Source organism: uncultured Dialister sp. (assembly GCF_937959425.1).
Classification (GTDB): Bacteria; Bacillota; Negativicutes; order Veillonellales; family Dialisteraceae; genus Dialister.
In genome coordinates, this window is record NZ_CALGPS010000092.1 from 1 (window position 1) to 19,988 (window position 19,988).

The window sequence follows — 19,988 nt, forward strand, 5'->3', positions numbered from 1 at the left end:
AATGTCGCTTGACTTGGCAATCCTATGCAGGATTGCCACCCGCAGGAAGGAGCTGGGCGGAGCCCTGAGGAACACTTGAAGACAGCTCCATGCCACTATGGGCCATCCGAGGCCCCTGCAGGGCCTCGGCCTCCCTTTCTGCGAAAGGCCGCTATCCTCCGTCGCCTGACGGCGACACCCCATTCCAGAGGAAGGGGGCTAACGCACTACGTCATGCAGCACTGGTGACACTAATAGTAAGTACGTAACGCTGACTATATACTCATTGCCCGAAGGGCAATCCACAACCCTTTGAACCTTTTGAATCCGGGCCACACAGTGGCCCTACACGCCGTCAAACCTGAGAACCTTTTGAACCTTTTGAACCCTCACCCCTAAAGGGGAAACGACTCACTATGATTTGTGCGTCGCTGTCGCTCCTTCAAATCATGTTCGCTGTGCACGCCGCAGGCGTGTCTAAAGGCCTGTCAAACTTAAGAACCTTTTTATTCATAACCTGTGGGCCCGAAGGGCCCGCCCCCTTTGGTGGCTGGCGCCACCACCTTTCCCCCGCAGGCGGGGCACAACAACCCGTGCTTTATTTAGAGCAACTTTTGATGGCAATGCTTCGCGAAGCTTTATTGTCCACTGTGCACATCCTGCATAGGATGTGCAAGTCGGGCGAAGTAAGGCGCCTAGCCTGCCCATAAGGGCGCTTTCCTTTTGTCGCCCGACCGATACAGCGGGGTGGCAAGGGAACTGGATTTGTAGGGGAACGCAGTGACCCGAAAATCCAGTGACACGCTTCACACCGTGGCGAAGGTGGTGCCGTAAGGCACCAAAGGGGGAAAAGCCACCGAAGGTGGCTAATTCACCGCCATGTTTAGGGTGGCTTATGTGACAGAAAGGCATTCCCGTAACGCTGACTTCATACTCATTGCCCGCAGGGCAATCCACAACCCTCGGGCCCAAAGGGCCCGTCAAACCTGAGAACCCGGCCGTAGGCCGGTCAATCTTAAGAACCTTTTCACTCACAACCCTCACGCCGTCAGGCGTGTCCCGCTTTCTTCGCCAGCCGGTCACGGAACTCACGGCCTTTGGCGTCTTTGGGGGAGAGGGTCACGAAATGGTTCATATCTTTCAGCGCCTTATCGTATTCTCCCATGGACTCATACACCTCAGCCCTTGAACGGTAGGATTCGGCGTAGGCAGGGGAGACCTCTATGGCCTTGTTTAAATACTCCAGCGCTTTATCCTTATTTCCTTTCAAAAACCAGGTATAGCCCAGGTTGTTATAAGCCTCCCCGCTTTTTGGATTCAGGGCGATGGCCTTTTCATACAAAGGGATGGCCTTGTCATAGTCCTTCTTAAGGGAGCAGTTGTACCCCAGGGATTCATAGGGACGGTAATTCTCCGGCTCCAGCCCCGAGGCTTTTGTGTAGTCCTGAATGGCCTTATCGTAAAGTCCCAGCTTGCTGTAGCAGCCGCCCCGGAGGATATAGTCTTCCGCCTTCGGCTTTTTGGTGAGCTCTATGTATTTCGTATAGTCCTCTGCAGCCGGTTCATATTTTTCCATCACCCCATAGGTGGTGCCCCGGAGCATGTAGCTGAGACGGTGGGTGGGATTTGCTTCGATGGCCCTTGTGAAATAGGTCACCGCCCTGTCCATCCGTTTAGCCCCCAGCTCGTTCACACCGGCCTCACGGAGAATCATATCCGATTTAGGCGCCAGGGCAAGGGCCTTATCATAGCACTCCCTGGCCTTGTCATGCTGCTTCACGGTGAAATTATAGAAGTGACCCAGCATATCCCAGCATAAAGGATTCTTCGGATTGTCCTTCACTGCTTCCCGGTATGACTTTTCCGCTTCCCCGTTCTTTCCGAGCTTTGCATAGCAGTCGCCTGTAAATATCTGCACCGCGAAACGGAGCTTCGGATTGGCATATTTCAAATCATTTCTGAAATCGGAAGCCGCTGCCTCATACTGCTTTCTGGACATATGGAAAAGGCCCCGCTGCATATAGACTTTATCCTTGACCTCATCGGTAGGATTCAGGGAAAGCGCCTTGTCCCAGTCCTGAAGGGCCTCCTTATCCCTCCCGTCTCTGGCGGAAAACTCCGCCCTTGAACCGTAGGCAAGGGGATTTTCCGGCGCCAGCGACACCGCATGGTCCAGATCCGCAAAGCACTTTTCCTTTTCCCCGTTCGTGTAATACATGGCGCCCCGGAACACATAGGCCTCAAACCGGTCCGGATGCTCCTTCACCGCTTTTTCCGCCATGGCGGAAAGGAGCTTCTTCCCCTGCTCCGGCGTGAGCCTTACGGCTGCGGGCTTTAGCGACGGCGCCTCGGCCTTTGCGTCTTCTGAAATATGGGTATAGAGACTCTCCAGCACCCCCTGTGCGCCGGCAGCCTTCGCCGATGGGGCAGCACCGCCCTCTGCAAAAGACGGCGCTATGGCTGCCGCCGACAGCAGGCAGCCTGCCAGCATGGCAGCAATTTTCTTCTTCATAAAGTTCCTCCTCCTTTTTGGTAGAATGTGATTTTCTTTAGCCATAGTATATCATGGAATGGCGGGGGAGAGGGGGAAAATAAGGGGCGCATGGTAGATATGGCGAATACTTTTTGAAAAAGTATGGAGACTAGCCATTATCTTAATTCAGGGAATTTATGGTTGGTATGAAATAATCAAAGAGAGAAACTCTATTTTAATGGAATTTTTTATCAGATTCATTTAGAAAATTCAAGAAAAATATTTGTATGCCTAATGTGTTATATTGCATTATTATGTAATTGGGTGTATCCTTATTATAAATTCAAAAAAGTGTAAAGAAGGCCGCTGAGGGTTAAATTCTCAGCGGCCTTCTTTTTTTAAAATTTGGGTAAATGATTAGGCTTGATATTATTTATATTCTAAAATTTGAAGAAGTGCGGGGCGTCTATTATGAGATTAGGTATTGTAATTCCCAATGATTCAAATTTTGACATCGTAAAATATATTATAGATAATGAATATAAGGATATTATAGCTACTTTTTTCTACTATGATAATTATAAGGATGTGATTGAGTTACTGAGAAATAAACAAAAAGGATTGGATGCTCTTTTGTTTTCTGGGTCAGCTCCATATGATTATGCACTTCATTACCTCAATCCCGAAATTACATGGCATTATCTAAACCGATATTCTGGGTCATTACTTAAAGCGGTCTTGCAGGCCTCATTAGAAGGATATGATATTAATAAAATTAGTTACGATTATTATGATGAATTTTCTTTAGCAGAGGTATGCAAGAATTTAAATTTGAAGCCGGAATCTAAGTATATTTTAAGCTATAAAAGCATTAAAGAAAGGGGATTGAACTTAGATTATTATAACGAAACTGTATTTAATTTTCACTATAATAATTGGAAAAAAGGATACATTTCATGTGTTGTAACTCCCTGCTTTGGTGCTTTAAAAAAATTGAAAGAAATGAATATTCCCGCCTTTTTTGCTTATCCAACGGCGTATGTTTGTAGAGAAACAATTAATCAAATTCAGACGGAATATATAGCGAAGAAAAATCAAAAGAGTCAGATAGTAATACTTTCTATAGAAATTAATTTACCAAATGAATATTCTATGTTTGCAAAAAATGAACGGCTATTTATGCAGGATAGAAATGGGATATCTTTGTATATTTACGCACTGGCTGAAAAATTAGAAGCAACCGTCGTTGAACCGACATATCGTAATTTTCTAATTTTTACTACTCGAGAAATTTTAGAAACAATGACTAACCATTTACAGTCTTTGGACATACTACATCAGGTGCAGAATCATTTCCTTATTTCATTATGTATGGGCATTGGATATGGAAATACAGTCAGGGAAGCAAAAGAAAATGCTAATTTAGGACTGATTCGTGCCAAAAATTGTGGTAGTAATATCGCTTATGTTATTTATGATTCCAACAACATAATAGGGCCCATTGGCACTAATGAACGTAATACTAATTCAGATGATATGGACAAATTGGATAAGACGATTCAAATGATCGCAGAAAAGTCAGAAGTAAGTATGCAAAATATTTTCAAAATTTATTCAATTATGAGCAAAGAAGGAAAAGACACATTTACAACAAAAGATTTGGCTGTTTCTATGAATATATCCAGAAGGAGTGTGGATCGAGTTGTCAATAAATTAGAAATTGCAGGATACCTGCATGTGATAGGAAAACAGGCAGCTTATGATATTGGAAGACCGAGCAGAATTATAAAGATTAATTTCAATTTCTAGGACACTTTTAAAGACAAAATAAAGACCATTTACAGTCTGCAGGTAGAGAATTAGACTATCTTACATAGAAGGGCTTTTATTAAAGTTCATATCACCACAATGAAGCGAGACCAAGCGTGGCCTCGCTTTCGTGTATCTATGGAGGTGGTTAATCATGGAAATGTATGATCTGATTATCAAAGACACAACAATTATTGATGGCTCAGGAGAGCCTGGCTTTAAAGGTAGCATTGGTATAAAAGAAGGAAAAATTACCCTTCTGCCGGTTGATACAGAAGATAGGGCAGAAAAGATTATAGATGGAAAAGGATTAGTTACATGTCCTGGCTTTATTGATTCGCATTCGCATGGTGATATGATTTTAGGAACACATTTTGGCTCTTTAGCAAAAATTAATCAGGGCATCACAACGCAGGTTACAGGAATGTGCAGTTATTCCTTGTTTCCTGTAAGTGAGAAATATTGCAAGACTTGGATTGACAATTGCTATCTTACACTTCCTGAAACTGGAGCACCAAAAGAAATGGGAACATTTACTTCGGCTTCTAATTATTTTAACTATGCACAGAAATTAGCTATTCCGGAGAATGTTCGTCCTCTTGTTGGTAGCGGAGCACTTAGGTGTGCTGTTATGGGAGACGAAAGCAGAGAACCTACAAGTACTGAATTAATGGAAATGAAAGCTCTTTTGAAGGAAGCTATGGAAGCAGGAGCTGCAGGCATGTCAACAGGTCTGATTTATCTTCCAAGCACATATGAACTTCCAGCGGAAATTACTGAACTTGCTAAAATAGTTGCATCATATGGAGGTGTTTATACTACTCATATTAGAAATGAATCTACCAAATCTATTGATGCGATAAAAGAAGCAATTGAAGTGGCACGTGAAACAGGGGTCAGATTGATTATTTCTCATCATAAACTTCAGGGGAAGGCTTGTTGGGGAATGTCTAAAGAAACCATTGAATTAATGGAAGAAGCCAATGAGGAGGGACTGGATGTAAGTTGTGATCAATATCCTTATACAGCATGTATGTCACTTTTAGCGGACTGCTGTCCTTCCAAATACTATTCCGAAGGTTTATCTGGCATTGTTAATTATTTGGAAAACCCAATAACACGTGAAAAAATTCATCAGGAAATGATGGACGAGCATACTGATTATGAAAATTATTACATCAATTCTGGCGGTTGGTCTGGTATTTATATTGCTTCTTCATACCGCCTTCCGGAAGCTGCAAATAAGACGATTCAGGAATATGCTGATGAAACTGGAATGGATTCCTTTGATGCTTACTGCAAAATTATGATTGCAAATGATGGAGCCGTTGGTGCAATCTACTATACTATGTGTGATGAGGACCTTACCAGAATTATCAAGTATAAAAATACTGCAGTATGTACAGATGGATTATTAAAGTCAGGACATGACATGACACACCCTAGAGCATATGCTTCATTTCCACATGCTATAAGAGTATTTGTAAAAGAAAAGCAGCTGTTCTCATTGGAGGAAATGATTAGAAAAATGACTTCTTTTACTGCGAATCGTTACTATATGAAGACAAAGGGATTGATAAAGAATGGCTATGATGCGGATATTCTGATTTTTGATTATGACAAACTGACAGATAAAGCTAGTTATAGCGAACCTACCTTATTATGCGAGGGGTTTAAAGCTGTTATTGTAGGTGGAAAAATCGTTTATGAAAACCAGCATCTTACTGGTGAGAATCCGGGGAGAATCCTTTTGATGCGATAAAAAGACATTATTAAGACAATTTACAGCCTGGTTTGTTGTGATACAATGAGTGCATCAAAGTTATTATTTCAAACATTCTAACAAAATATAATTGCGGAGTAGCAAATATAGCTGCTCCGCTTTTGTGTTTTCTTATTTATCCATTTCAAACTCAGATTTTGGGTTCTGTCGTATCGAAGGAGATGTGATTATTATGACAAGAAATTTATTGAGGAAATTGGCTTTATGTGGAATTGCATCCGCTGTAACTACAGCACTGATTGCAGGCTGTGGAGGGGCTGATAAAAATGGTTCTGATGGGGCTGCCAATATTAAGGATACAGTAAAAGTTGCAGTCAATGCACAGCCTGATTCCTATGATATCAGTAAAACCACATCTACCTTGGCTAGGCAGATGATGCTTGGAAATGTTTATGAAATGTTGGTGACTTTTGATGAAAACTATAAGGTGGTTCCAGAATTAGCAGAAAAGATAGATGTGAGTGAGGATGCCACACAGTACACGTATCATTTGCGCAAAGGGGTCAAATTTCATAATGGAAATGAAATGAAAGCTGATGATGTAGTAGCATCTATGAATCGGTGGATTGATGGAAACAGCCAGGCTAAAAAAGCTACGGGTGGGGCATATTTTGAAAAGGTAGATGACTATACGGTTAAAGTGCAGATGAGTAAACCATCCCTTATGCTCAATGATTTAATTGCAGGCATTAATCCGGCACCTATCATTGTGCCAAAATCAACAATTGATAAAGCTGACCCCAAGACACACATGATTACAGACTATATTGGTACAGGCCCTTACAAAGTCGCAGATATCAAACCGGATAACTATGTACGTCTGGAAAAATTTGATAATTATCAGCCTTATGGCGATAAAGGTAAAGTAAGTGGTTGGAGCGGATATAAAGAAGCTAAGACCAAAGATGTAGAATTCGATTTTGTGTTGGATCCGTCAACCCGTGTTTCCGGAATGCAGTCTGGGGAATATGATATGGCTATCAGGCTTCCTGTTGATCAGTACAGTATTTTCAAGAATAACAATGATTATAAAGTTTTTAGAGAAGACTGTGGAGATATGTTTCTTTGCTATAACAAAAAGCAGGGGCTGGCTTCTAATCCGAAAATTCGTCAGGCTGTCAATGCAGTTCTGAATGATGATGATATTCTGACAGCTGCTGTAGCAGATAAAGATTTCTATGAACTTAAATCCAGCTATGTTCAGAATAAAAACAACAAATGGTATGCAGATACTGGAAATAACTGGTATAACACACATAATCCGGAAAGGGCTAGAGCATTGTTAGCTGAAGCTGGTTACAATGGAGAAACTTTCAATATCCTTGTATCCTCTTCTTATCAGGAATTTTATAACGCAGCGGTTGTTATTAAGAGTGAACTGGAAAGTATTGGAGTAAAAACTAATTTACAGGTTGTTGATTGGGCTACGTTCCTGGGGACACGCAAAGACCCGAGCCAGTATGATGCATTTATTACCGGATCTCCTATTGTAACAGTTCCTAACCAGATTTTGTATATTTCTTCTACCTGGGACGGCTGGAGCGCAGATGATCATCTCCAGAGCACATTGCAGAGCATTGCAACGTCCAATAATTTGGACGATGCAATTAGCAACTGGAAAGATTTGCAGAAATACTGCTGGGAAGAATATGTGCCGGCTAGTAAATTTGGTGATTATTTTGCACTTGATGTTGCTTCTGGAAAGGTCAAAGATACTGTATTCTTCGAAGGCCCACATATGTGGAATCTTACCGTAGAAAAATAATATAATATATAAAAGAAATGGGGGAAGTGGGATTGCAGTAAATATTATTGCAATCCCTGCTGCCTATTCTTAAACTTTTTGTGAAATTAGGAGGTGAGTGGAATGGGAAAATATATTCTCAAAAGAGTAATTTCTATCGTCCCAGTTCTTCTCATAATGTCATTTATTGTATTCTTTTTGATTCACCTGATTCCTGGAGATCCGGCCAAGGTTATTTTAGGGGATCAGGCAACACCTGAAGCGGTAGAACGGCTGAGAGAACAGATGGGACTGAATCAGCCATTGATTTTTCAGTACTTGAGATGGATGGGGAATATTCTTACAGGAAATCTGGGACAATCTGTATTTATGAAAGGATCCATGACAAGCATTATTTTATCGCATTTGATTCCTACACTGGAATTAACGCTATATTCCATGCTTATTGCTTTTGCGGTATCTCTTCCGCTAGGGATTATAGCGGCAAAAGAAAGATATAAAATCACGGATCAGATTATTTCTGGAATAGCTATGATTGGTATTTCTATTCCCAGCTTTTTACTGGCTCTGCTCTTAATCTTACTTGTCTCTGTAAAATTAGGCGTTCTTCCACCAGCTGGATATAAAGCAATTGGAAATAGTGGATTCCTGATGAATATCCGGTATATGATTTTGCCATCATTTGCACTTGGCCTAGTGGAAGCTGGTTTGCTGATACGTATGACAAGATCTTCTCTCATGGATGTTTTGGATTCGGACTTTATCAGAATGGCTCGTGCAAAGGGCGTTAGTGATAAATGCATTATGCTTAAGCATGCTTTGAAGAACGCTTCTCTCCCAATTTTAACGGCGATGGGGCAGACTTTTATCAGCGTAATATCGGCGGCTGCTGTTGCAGAAACCATTTTCAATATTCCAGGTATTGGTCAATTGATTGTTAACTCTGTGAGTCGAAGAGATTATGAGGTCATCCAGGCAGTCATATTGGTTGTAGCCGTAATTAATGTATTGACTTATTTGGTTATAGATATCTTGTATAGAATTATTGATCCGCGTATTGGCTTAGAAAAATGAGAAGAAAGGGAGTGAGTGATATGGAAAAGGCAGAGTATGATGAAAGGCTGCAGATGGCAATCAATGATGGTTCAAATATTAATCCTGATGATCTTGTGATAGTGAATTTAGATGATTTAGGAAAAATACGCGAAAAATTAATTAAAAGTGAACGCGCCAAATTTAGACGTAAATTTCTTAGGAATCGTAATGCAGTGATAGGATCAGTACTGGTATTATTTGTTCTTACTTTAGCTATCTTTGCTCCATTGATCGCCCCTAAAGGCCCATATGTAATGGATGTATCAAATCGTCTAGCACATCCATCTATGGCTCATATTTTGGGGACTGATACATTTGGACGCGACCTCCTAGCCAGAATAATTTATGGAGCGCAGATGTCTATGATTATCGGTGCTAGCGTTGCTTTCTTCTCCTGTGTTTTAGGAATGGCAATAGGTTTATATGCAAGTTATTATCCAAAGCTTGATGCAGTTTTAATGAGAATCTGCGATGGTATCAGCTCAGTTCCGGCCATCCTTTTGGCAATAGCCTTTATGGCTGTACTTGGCCCTAGTCCTCATAATGTAATATTAAGCTTGACCTTAGTTTACATACCTACCATTGCAAGAATTGCTAGATCCCGGGCCTTAGCTGTAAAAGAGATGACATATATTGAAGCAATGCGCTGTATAGGAGCCACATCAAACCGGATTATTTGGCATCATATTGCACCCAATATTCTTTCACCAGTTATCGTTCAGACGTCCTTTATTTTTGCTAAGGCAATTATAGTGGAAGCTGCTTTGAGTTTTCTTGGAGTGGGGGTTCCGGTTCCGACTCCTAGCTGGGGCAATATATTAATGGAAGGTAAAACTGTTATTTATAAAGCATGGTGGATGATAGTATTTCCGGGAATTATCACGGCCGTATCCGTATTAGGATTGAATATGCTGGGTGATGGATTGCGCGATGTTATTGATCCGCATAATAAGTAGGTGATTAATTATGAATGAACCGCTGCTCAAAATTGAAAATCTATCGACATCTTTCAAATCAGATCATGGTTATTTAAAAGCTATTGATGGAGTCTCATTTACTATTCAGCCTGGGGAAATCACGGGTATAGTAGGTGAATCCGGATGTGGTAAAAGTGTAACAATGCAGTCAATTATGCAGTTATATGAAGGTAAAGGCAAGCAGGTAGTTTATAATGGAAAAATCTATTTTTCTGGCAAAGATTTGATAACTATGTCGGAAAAAGATATGAAGAAAATTCGTGGCAAGGATATTTCCATGATTTTCCAGGACGCTTTGAGTGCTTTGGATCCTGTATATACTATTGGTGAACAGATTGATGAAGCGCTTCGGATTCATACGAATTATTCAAAAACAGAGAGAGCAGCAAAAGAAATAGAATTGCTTGAATTAGTTGGTATTAATGAGCCGGACAAACGGTTAAAACAGTATCCTCATGAAATTTCCGGTGGGATGAGGCAACGGGTTATGATAGCAATTGCCCTAGCATGCCATCCTAAGCTGCTATTAGCTGATGAGCCTACTACGGCTTTAGATGTTACAATTCAGGCCCAGGTTTTAGATTTATTAAAAGAATTGAATAAAAAGCTGGGAATGAGTATTATCCTTATCACTCATGATATGTCGGTAGTTGCACAAAGTTGCCAGGAAGTTATTGTCATGTATTTAGGGCAGGTTGTGGAAAAGGGAGATATCTATAGCTTATTTGATTCCCCTGCCCATCCTTATACACGTGGACTTATTAAATCTATTCCTAAAATCGATGCAGCCCGACCGAGGCGCTTATTCATGATTAAAGGCAATGTGCCGTTACTTTATCAGGTCCCGCATGGATGTAGGTTTGCGCCTAGATGCCCCTACGCTTCTACTAAATGCAAAATGGAAATGCCGGAACTAAGAGAAATGGGGCATGGTCACTATGTTCGCTGCTGGTATTCTGTTATGGAGGGAAATCATCATGATTAATTCAGATATTTTATTGGAAGTGAATAACCTGAAGAAGTACTTTCCCGTTAAGAATCATGGACATAGCGAATTTGTTAAGGCTGTTGATGGAGTTTCTTTTGTTATACATAAAGGAGAAACTTACGGACTTGTTGGCGAATCCGGATGTGGAAAAAGCACACTGGGACGCTGTATCCTTCGACTCATTGAACCATCTGATGGACATTTGGCTTTTGAGGGGAATGATTTTACGAAAAAGAATAAAAAAGATTTGCGAACAATGCGAAGCCAGATGCAAATGGTGTTTCAGGACCCTTATATGTCACTGGATCCAAAGAAACGTGTTGGTAATACTTTGACAGAGGCATTGGAAATCCAGCATGTTGGCAGTGCTGATGAAAGGTTTATAGCCGCATTAAGAATTATGAACCTTATGGGGTTTCAGCCGGAACATTTCTTTAGATATCCCCATGAATTTTCCGGCGGGCAGAGGCAGCGTATTGGTTTAGCAAGAGCATTGATTTTAAAGCCTAAGCTGATTATATGTGATGAACCGGTTTCTGCCCTAGACGTTTCTGTTCAGGCTCAGATTTTAAATTTGATGGAAGATATTAAAGATGAGACACATGTATCTTATTTATTTATTACACATAACTTAAGCGTTGTAAAACATATTTCCAATCGTATAGGTGTCATGTATTTAGGCCACCTGGTGGAAGAAGCAGAGACGGAAGAACTATTTGCCAATCCTCTCCATCCATATACAAAGGCTCTTCTGTCAGCCCTTTCTTCTCCGAATCCACATTTGCATAAGAAGCATATTGTTTTGAAAGGAGAAATGCCTTCGCCGCTTCATGTGCCCAAAGGATGCCCATTCAGTACCCGCTGTCCATATTGTGATTCGAAATGTGCAGAGACGCCACCGACTTTAGAAAGTTTGTCTACAGGTAGTAAGCATCGGCTGGCTTGTTTCAAAATGGGGAACTTGAAGTAATTCTGTGAATTTTTTCTTTTACACAATTGTGAAAGAAGGTGGCTTTGTATGATGCATAAAATTCAAGAAATTTTCGATAAGTATATCAATCAATTCCCTGGCGAATTTGCTGCAGGATGGATGGATCTTTGTTCTAACGAAACTTGTTTCGTCAACGAAAAGAAGATAATGCCCACTGCAAGCATCTGTAAGATATTTATATTAGCAGATATATTGAGGAAAATTGAATTAGGAAAATTAAAATGGGCTGACAAAATTATTATGAGTCCGAAAAAAATCAGCCCTGGAAGTGGAATTCTGAAATTTTTCCATGGTGGAGAAGAATTATCTTTATATGACTATGCTATTCTGATGATGTCTTTATCTGATAATACCGCCGCAGATATACTCTTTTCATTATGTGATAAGGATGAAATTAAAGAAGCTATATTGCGGCCCAATCTTATGAATCACACCACTTGCATTTTGACATGCAATGAGATGGTTTCTGATTTCTATGGAGGGAAAAGTGGTCTCAATAACCGGACGTTTGAAAAAAAGAATGAGGCAGCCGTCCATGATACGATCACATGGAAGTCCAATTATACAACAGTATCAGATCTTACGGGCTTTCTGGCAAATGCTTATCATAAGAAAGTGGTTTCTCCCTGGGTTAGTAATAATCTATTAACGATTATGAGTAAATGCTTGACAAATACCCGCATACCTTACTATTTACCGGGATATATCAGAGTCTCGCATAAGACTGGTACTATGGGGCAATTAGTCAATGATGCAGGAATTGTTTTTACTCCTAAAGGTGATTATATTTTAGCTTTTTTTTATGATGGAAATGCAACAGATCAAGAGGATAGCATAAACCTTGGAAATGTACATAAGTATGAACAAAGTTTAGCGGAATTATCTAGAGATATTTACAGTCTTTATATCTGATTTTTTCTAAAATTACTCTGAAATATGATTCATAACTATATAATCCTGTTTACAGAGCAGTGAAAATCGAAGAGAGTGTACTTTACTCCTTCGATTTTTTATAATCGTTCATTCCTTCGGCAGGGAGCCAAATGTGAAAATATGCTATAATATTTATAAAATTCCTTGGCAGAGGAGTGACAGGTCATGAGCAATTTTTCATTTTTGGAGAAGCAGTTTCCCCTGTTGGCTGAACTGGGAGAAAAAGCGGAACAATATCTCTATACGGACCCGAATACCACCATGTTTAAGCTCCGGTCTTTAGGTGAGAAGATGGTGGAGCTTATGTTCCAGTATGATAAGGAAATGGATCCCACAGACCATACACAGGTGGCGCGGATACGATGGCTTCTGGCGGAGGACTATCTGCTTCCGCAGGAGGCAAAAAGTCTGACCATTTTAAGGAAATTGGGGAATCAGGCGGTTCATGACGACTATTCTTCTCTGGAGGATGCGAAGCTGTGCCTGAGGGTGGCTTACAGTCTCTGTCAGTGGTTTATGGTGACCTACGGGGACTATCATTACCAGGAGCAGCCTTTTGTCATGCCTAAGGAAAGAGCGGCAGCTCCAGATGAGGCGGCAAAGCGGGCGCCGGCTCCCATGGAATTGACCCCGGAAGAAGAGAAGCTCTCCCGTGCTGCCAGCGAGAAAGCAAAACATGCGCTCAAGGTGCCTAAGAAGCAGAGGGTTCAGCAGAATATCAAAGCATCGAACTATCGGGATATCAGTGAAGAGGAGACGCGGTACCTTATCGACCGGCAGCTGAGGCAGGTTGGCTGGGAGGTGGATTCCAGGGAATTAACCTATGCCCGGGGAGCAAGACCGGAAAATCACCATAATAAAGCCATTGCGGAGTGGCCGACTAGCGCCTTTGACGGCACCGACAAGGATGGACGCCGGCAGGATAGGGCGGATTATGCCCTCTTTATTGGGAAAAAACTGGTGGGCATTATTGAAGCCAAGCGGCGGTTCAAAAATGTAAGCTCCGTGCTGGATGACCAGTGTCATGAATATGCTGCCCATATCCGGGCCGTAGATAAGGAATACGTGATTGGCACATGGGGAGAGTATAAGGTGCCCTTCCTCTTTGCCGCCAACGGCCGTCCCTACATTGAGCAGTGCCGCATGGAAAGCGGCATCTGGTTCCGTGATGTGAGGAAGGTGGATAATGCGCCGAAACCCCTTTTAGGATGGATGAGCCCGGAAGGGTTGGAAGCACTGCTGAAGCAGGATATTTCCGGAAGAAATGGGAAATTGGCAGCCCTGGGCGACGATATACTGAAGGACCCAGACGGCCTGCATCTCTATCCCTACCAGATAGAAGCGGTGAAAAGGACAGAGGAGGCCATTCGGCAGGGAAAGGATAGAATCCTTCTGGCCATGGCCACTGGCACCGGTAAAACAAGAGTGATCCTGGCCCTCATATACCGGTTCCTTAAAAGCGGACGTTTCCATCGCATCCTTTATCTGGTGGACCGGAATACCCTTGGACAGCAGGCCTTTGATAAATTTTCGGAAGTGAAGCTGGAGGGCCTGCAGTCTTTAAACCAGCTTTATACCATTAACCGTCTGGATGAAACGGAACTGGCGCCGGAGGTAAAAGTACAGATTGCCACGGTTCAGGGTATGATACGCCGCCTCTTTCCGTCAGAGGAAGAAGATACCAAACTATCTGTATCCGCCTTTGACCTGGTCATTGTGGATGAAGCTCACAGAGGATATGTACTGGACAGGGAACTGACGGAAGGGGAGCTCCTTTATCGGGATGAAAAGAAGTTCCAGAGCCAGTACCGCCGTGTGCTTGATTACTTTGACGCCGTGCGGATCGGACTTACCGCCACCCCGGCCCTCCAGACCACGGAAATCTTTGGTATGCCCATTTATCGGTATACCTACAGGGAAGCTGTCATCGACGGTTATCTTATCGACCATGATGCGCCGGTGCAGATTGAAACAGAAATGACCCGTCATGGCATCCACCTGAAAAAAGGGGACACCGTCGGTATTTTCAAGCCCGATGAACCGGAAAAGGTGGATACAGCGGTCCTGGACGATGACATGAACTTTGACGTGGACGACATGAACCGCAGGGTGATTACCGAAGATTTCAACAGGGTTGTACTGACGGAAATTGCGAAATATATCGACCCCTCCAGCCCGCGGATGAGCGGCAAGACATTGATTTTTGCGGCTAATGACCGTCATGCGGACCTGGTGGTGCAGCTTCTGAAGGAAATCTTTACCCAAAAGGGCGTGGACAATGATGCCATCGTCAAAATCACAGGCACCTCCTTCGGCGGCGACCGTAATAAAATCGACGATGCTATCAAGCGGTTTAAAAATGAAGAGTATCCTTCTGTAGTGGTGACCGTAGACCTCCTCACCACCGGCGTGGATGTGCCTTCCATTACGAATCTGGTCTTCCTCCGCCGCGTGAAGTCCCGTATCCTCTTTGAACAGATGCTTGGCCGGGCCACCCGCCGCTGTGATGAAATCGGGAAGTACAAATTCAATATCTTTGACGCTGTCGGAGAATTTGCAGAAATGGCTAAAGTGACCGATATGAAACCGGTGGCCGCCGGTGTGAAAACCACCTTCAAAGACCTCTTCACCGGTCTCCATACGGTTACGGAAGAAGGGGATATCCGGGATCACGTAGACCAGATCTTGGTGAAGCTTCAGCGAAAACTGCCGCGCCTCAAGCCGGAAGTCAAGGATATTCTTCTCCAGGGGCTGGGGACTCAGGATGTGAAAGATTATGTCCATCATCTGCGGGACCTGCCTCTAGAAAAAATCAAGGAAGAGCTGCTCCGGAAAGAAAAAGTCTTTGCCCCGCTTGATAGACATGACATCTTCATCCGAGATTCCCACTACATCGTAAACATCCCGGATAAGATTTTAGAAGTGAAAAGAGGCTACGGAAAGGATAACACCGCCATAGCGCCCAGGGACTATCTGGATGAATTTACGGAATTTATAAAAAACAACGAAAATGAAATCGCGGCGCTGAAACTTCTCTGCACCAGACCCAGGGATATGAAACGCAGCGACCTGAAACAGCTTAGGGCGGAACTGGCTCGGGAAGGGTTTACGGAGCAGAAGCTGAACTCCGCCCTCCAGCAGGTCAGCAGCCGGGACATGCTGGTAGACATTATCAGCCTTGTCCGGCGGGCAGCCCTTGGTTCACCCCTCATCAGCCATGAAGAGCGGGTGCACCGGGCCATGGACAGACTCCGCAAAAACCATGCCTTCTCCCAGGGAGAAAAGAACTGGCTGAAGCGGATTGAAAAAATACTGGACACAGAAAACATATTCAATCGTGACAATTTCGAGGAAGACGAACGCCTGAAAAGCGCCGGCGGTTTCCGTACAGCCGACAAAGCCTTCGGAAACAAGCTGGAAAATATACTTGATGAATTGAACGATTATCTCTATGACGATGATGATACGAGTGGAGGACATCCGGCGTGAATACCCAGGAAATCATACAAAAACTCTGGAACCTGTGCAACGTCTTAAGGGACGACGGCATTACCTACCATGAATACGTAACGGAACTGACATACATCCTCTTCCTGAAAATGGCCAAGGAAACGGGCGCGGAAGCCCATATTCCCGAAGCCTACCGTTGGGACGTGCTGACGGAAAAAAGCGGTCTGGAACTGAAAAAGTACTACCAGGATCTCCTGACAGAACTGGGAGAACACTGCCAGGGCCGAATCCGTGAAATCTACGAAGGTGCCCAGACGAAAATCGATGAACCAAAGAATCTGGAAAAAATCATTAAAGCCATTAATGAACTGGACTGGTTCTCTGCCAAAGAAGAAGGTCTGGGAAACCTGTATGAAGGCCTTTTGGAAAAGAATGCCAACGAAAAGAAATCCGGCGCCGGACAGTACTTCACGCCCCGTGTGCTCATCGACGTGATGGTGGAACTCACAAAACCCCAGCCCGGCGAACGGTGCAACGACCCAGCCTGCGGCACCTTTGGCTTCATGATTGCCGCCCATGAATACGTAAGGCAGCACACCGACGATTTCTTCGACCTGGACCAGGATACCGCCAACTTCGAAGCAGGCGATGCCTTCACCGGTTGCGAACTGGTGCACGACACCCACCGCCTGGCCCTTATGAATGCCATGCTCCATGACATGAATGGCAAAATCGCCCTGGGTGACACCCTTTCCAGCCTGGGCAAAGAGTTTAAAAATTATGATCTGGTCCTCACGAACCCGCCCTTCGGGACAAAGAAAGGGGGAGAGCGGGCCACTCGTGACGATTTCACATTCCCCACCAGCAACAAGCAGCTGAACTTCCTCCAGCATATTTACCGCTCCCTGAAACGGGGCGGACGGGCGGCGGTGGTACTTCCCGATAACGTCCTCTTTGCCGATGGTGACGGTGAAAAAATCCGTGTGGACCTGATGGACAAATGCAATCTCCATACCATCCTGCGCCTTCCTACCGGCATATTCTACGCCCAGGGCGTGAAAACCAATGTCCTCTTCTTCACCCGGGGCGAAGAAGATAAAGGAAACACCAGCGAAGTGTGGTACTACGACCTCCGCACCAATATGCCCTCCTTCGGCAAAACCCATCCTTTAGCCAAAAGCGACTTTACCGGCTTTATGGCTGCCTATGAAGCCAAAGATCGGGAGAAGGTCAGTGATGAACGGTGGCATAAATTCACAAGAGAAGAAATTGCACAAAAAGGAAACAGCCTGGACCTGGGGCTCATCCGTGATGAATCGGTGCTGGACTACAAAGACCTGCCGGATCCCGAAGAAAGCGCCAGAGCTGCCGCCAGCCAGCTGGAAGAAGCAGTGGACCTCCTCAAACAGGTGGCAGACGAACTGGCCCGGTGCAGGAAAGGGGAGAAGGCCTGATGAAATCGAAGAAAAAAGTCCTCACCCCGGAAGAAAAGCTGACCCAGGCCCTTTTGCCCAAAGAAGAATGGCCCTATGAATTGCCTAAAGGTTGGGTGTGGACGGAAGTAGAGCCTTTTGTTCAAGTTATACGTGGAGTGACATATAAGAAGAATGATGTCCAAAATATTTCTGCAATAGACAATGCATTAATTCTTAGAGGCGGCAATATAGAGGAAGGAACTGTTAATCTAAAAACGAATGATAATGTTTTTGTCGATAAAAGGCTAATTAGTGAAACACAATACATAAAGGAAAATGATGTTGTGATTGTGGCATCGACAGGAAGTAAGTCTGTGATTGGAAAGGCCGGCATAGTCCATAAAGAATGCCCAAATGTAGCGATTGGAGCATTTTTGTTATTGATTAGACCGTTAAAAAATGTGAATTCTAGGTTTGTTGACTACTATTTTGAAACTGCCTTATATCGTAATAACATAAGAAAATTGGCTAATGGAGTGAATATTAACAATGTGAAGCAAAATTATATCAAAAATTCTCCATTTCCGCTTCCTCCTCTTCCGGAGCAGCAGCGTATCGTAAACAAAATCGAAAGCCTCTTTGCCAAGCTTGATGAAGCCAGGGACCGGCTGCAGAAAGTACTGGAGGGATACGAAGCCCGCCGCGCCGCCATCCTTCACGAAGCCTTCAGCGGGAAATGGACAGGGGACAGCGCACCGGGGGAAATGGGTGTGCCGAAGGGGTGGAGACCGACCCCTGCAAAAGATTTATTCCAGTACGTCACAAGTGGCTCTCGCGGATGGGCGAAATATTATAGCTCGAAGGGTGCTCTTTTTATTAGAATGGGAAATCTGAAACATGGTACCATTGAACCAGATTTCACTGATGTACAGTATGTTGATTTGCCGGATAAAGCTGAAGGCCAGCGGAGTTTGGTACAGGATCATGATATTCTTATTTCTATTACTGCAGACGTTGGAATGATTGGATATATTGACCACATTTCACAGGAAGCTTATATTAATCAGCATATTGCATTAGCAAGGCCCGTTAATCCGGAAGAAGGAAGATTTCTGGCCTGGTACCTTACCTCTGATAAAGGACTTCGGCAGCTTCAAAAGAAAGAACGGGGCGCTACTAAAGTGGGCCTTAGTCTGGGTGATATAAGAAATTTGACTATTTTTATGCCATCCAATGATAAGCAAGTAAAGATTGTAAATCATATTGAATCATTGATGGAAGAAGAAAAGATAATTCATGATGGAGTCCAAAAGGCATTATCCCAAATCGACCTTATGAAAAAATCCATTCTGGCCCGGGCTTTTCGTGGAGAGCTGGGAACACAGGACCCCTCAGACCCGCCGGCCATGGACCTGCTTAAGGAACGGGTCATGGCATCGGAAGAAGTTTCAAAGTCGTAAATGCAAAAATGACCACCCCCTGTTATTCACAGGAAGTGGTCATTCCGCATTTCGGCGGCCAATAGAAAGGAGGCTCCTATGATTTACATTACCGGCGACTGTCATGGAGAATTCGCAAAAATCCGGCGGTTCTGCATGGAAATGGGAACCACCAGGGAGGATACTATGATCATCCTTGGAGACGCAGGCATCAATATTTCCAATGGCCTTAAGGACCTTCGCAAAAAGCAGATGCTTTCACAGCTTCCCATTACCCTCTTCTGCATCCACGGCAACCACGAAATGCGGCCTACCCGGGTGGTGAAGGTGGATGAGTGGGGCGGCAGGACGGACAAAAAGGCCTACCGTCTGAAAGACTGGCACAACGGCAGGGTGTACGTGGAGTCCGCCTTTCCATCCATCCTCTTCGCCAAGGACGGGGAGGTCTATGATCTGGACGGCACAGAAACCCTGGTTATCGGCGGCGCCTACAGCCCCGATAAGCCCATGCGTCTAGTCCGGGGATGGCCCTGGTTTTCCGACGAGCAGCCGGATGGCAGGATCCGGAAACGGGTGGAGAAAGCCATAGAAAAAAAGCAGGGAAAAGTGGATGCCCTGCTTACCCACACCATCCCCGCCCGATATATTCCAGCCCTCCACCTCCGTCCCTGGCCCGGCGTGGACCAGTCCACAGAACACTGGCTGGACAGGGTGGAGGACTCCCTGCAGTACAAGAAATGGTACGCCGGCCATTTCCACGTGGATGTGACCATAGGAAAGCTGGAAATCATGATGGACCACGTGGAGCCTTTTATGAGGGATGGGAAAGAAAGTTGAAGATTTCTTTGCTGCTTACTTATTGTGATTCCCTGTTTTCATTCTGAAAGACCTTTCATAAAAAATCATATTTTT

General features: G+C 43.9%; 13 protein-coding genes. 12 read left to right on the plus strand and 1 reads right to left on the minus strand.

What is annotated here, in order from left to right; all coding sequences use genetic code 11:
- Positions 1-1,027: 1,027 nt before the first annotated feature.
- On the minus strand, positions 1,028-2,491 hold the full coding sequence (locus tag Q0482_RS03575; protein WP_299143473.1) for a tetratricopeptide repeat protein: 1,464 nt from the start codon (positions 2,489-2,491) through the stop codon (positions 1,028-1,030).
- A 432-nt stretch (positions 2,492-2,923) separates the two neighbouring features.
- Here Q0482_RS03575 and Q0482_RS03580 point away from each other — a divergent pair, with 432 nt between their 5' ends.
- The 12 genes from Q0482_RS03580 to Q0482_RS03635 all read left to right on the plus strand — a co-directional run bounded on the left by Q0482_RS03580 (position 2,924) and on the right by Q0482_RS03635 (position 19,913).
- Complete coding sequence (locus tag Q0482_RS03580; RefSeq protein ID WP_299143474.1) at positions 2,924-4,261, plus strand: hypothetical protein; 1,338 nt, start codon at positions 2,924-2,926, stop codon at positions 4,259-4,261.
- A gap of 154 nt (positions 4,262-4,415) precedes the next feature.
- Positions 4,416-6,023, plus strand: a complete 1,608-nt coding sequence (locus Q0482_RS03585) for a D-aminoacylase (protein WP_299143475.1) — start codon at positions 4,416-4,418, stop codon at positions 6,021-6,023.
- A 193-nt stretch (positions 6,024-6,216) separates the two neighbouring features.
- Entirely contained in the window at positions 6,217-7,809 is a 1,593-nt protein-coding gene (locus Q0482_RS03590) for an ABC transporter substrate-binding protein (RefSeq protein ID WP_299143477.1), read from the plus strand.
- Positions 7,810-7,911: 102 nt separating this feature from the next.
- The gene (locus Q0482_RS03595) at positions 7,912-8,862 is read left to right on the plus strand and encodes an ABC transporter permease (protein WP_299143478.1); all 951 of its coding nucleotides are present in this window, start codon (positions 7,912-7,914) and stop codon (positions 8,860-8,862) included.
- Positions 8,863-8,882: 20 nt separating this feature from the next.
- On the plus strand, positions 8,883-9,839 hold the full coding sequence (locus Q0482_RS03600) for an ABC transporter permease (RefSeq protein WP_299143481.1): 957 nt from the start codon (positions 8,883-8,885) through the stop codon (positions 9,837-9,839).
- 10 nt (positions 9,840-9,849) lie between these two features.
- The gene (locus Q0482_RS03605; RefSeq protein ID WP_299143484.1) at positions 9,850-10,845 is read left to right on the plus strand and encodes an ABC transporter ATP-binding protein; all 996 of its coding nucleotides are present in this window, start codon (positions 9,850-9,852) and stop codon (positions 10,843-10,845) included.
- Complete coding sequence (locus Q0482_RS03610; RefSeq protein ID WP_299143487.1) at positions 10,838-11,818, plus strand: oligopeptide/dipeptide ABC transporter ATP-binding protein; 981 nt, start codon at positions 10,838-10,840, stop codon at positions 11,816-11,818. The genes Q0482_RS03605 and Q0482_RS03610 overlap by 8 nt, the downstream gene beginning before the upstream one ends.
- A 48-nt stretch (positions 11,819-11,866) precedes the next feature.
- A complete protein-coding gene (locus Q0482_RS03615) occupies positions 11,867-12,751 on the plus strand; it encodes a serine hydrolase (protein ID WP_299143490.1) in 885 nt (294 codons plus the stop codon).
- Positions 12,752-12,937: 186 nt separating this feature from the next.
- Positions 12,938-16,261, plus strand: a complete 3,324-nt coding sequence (gene hsdR / locus Q0482_RS03620) for a type I restriction-modification system endonuclease (protein ID WP_299143492.1) — start codon at positions 12,938-12,940, stop codon at positions 16,259-16,261.
- The gene (locus Q0482_RS03625; protein WP_299143494.1) at positions 16,258-17,676 is read left to right on the plus strand and encodes an N-6 DNA methylase; all 1,419 of its coding nucleotides are present in this window, start codon (positions 16,258-16,260) and stop codon (positions 17,674-17,676) included. Before hsdR ends, Q0482_RS03625 begins: the two co-directional genes overlap by 4 nt.
- Positions 17,676-19,097, plus strand: coding sequence for a restriction endonuclease subunit S (locus tag Q0482_RS03630; protein ID WP_299143497.1), 1,422 nt, complete (start codon positions 17,676-17,678; stop codon positions 19,095-19,097). Before Q0482_RS03625 ends, Q0482_RS03630 begins: the two co-directional genes overlap by 1 nt.
- A gap of 78 nt (positions 19,098-19,175) precedes the next feature.
- Positions 19,176-19,913 carry a metallophosphoesterase gene (locus Q0482_RS03635; RefSeq protein WP_299143500.1) on the plus strand — a complete coding sequence of 246 codons (738 nt, stop codon included), beginning with the start codon at positions 19,176-19,178 and terminating at the stop codon, positions 19,911-19,913.
- Positions 19,914-19,988 lie beyond the last annotated feature (75 nt).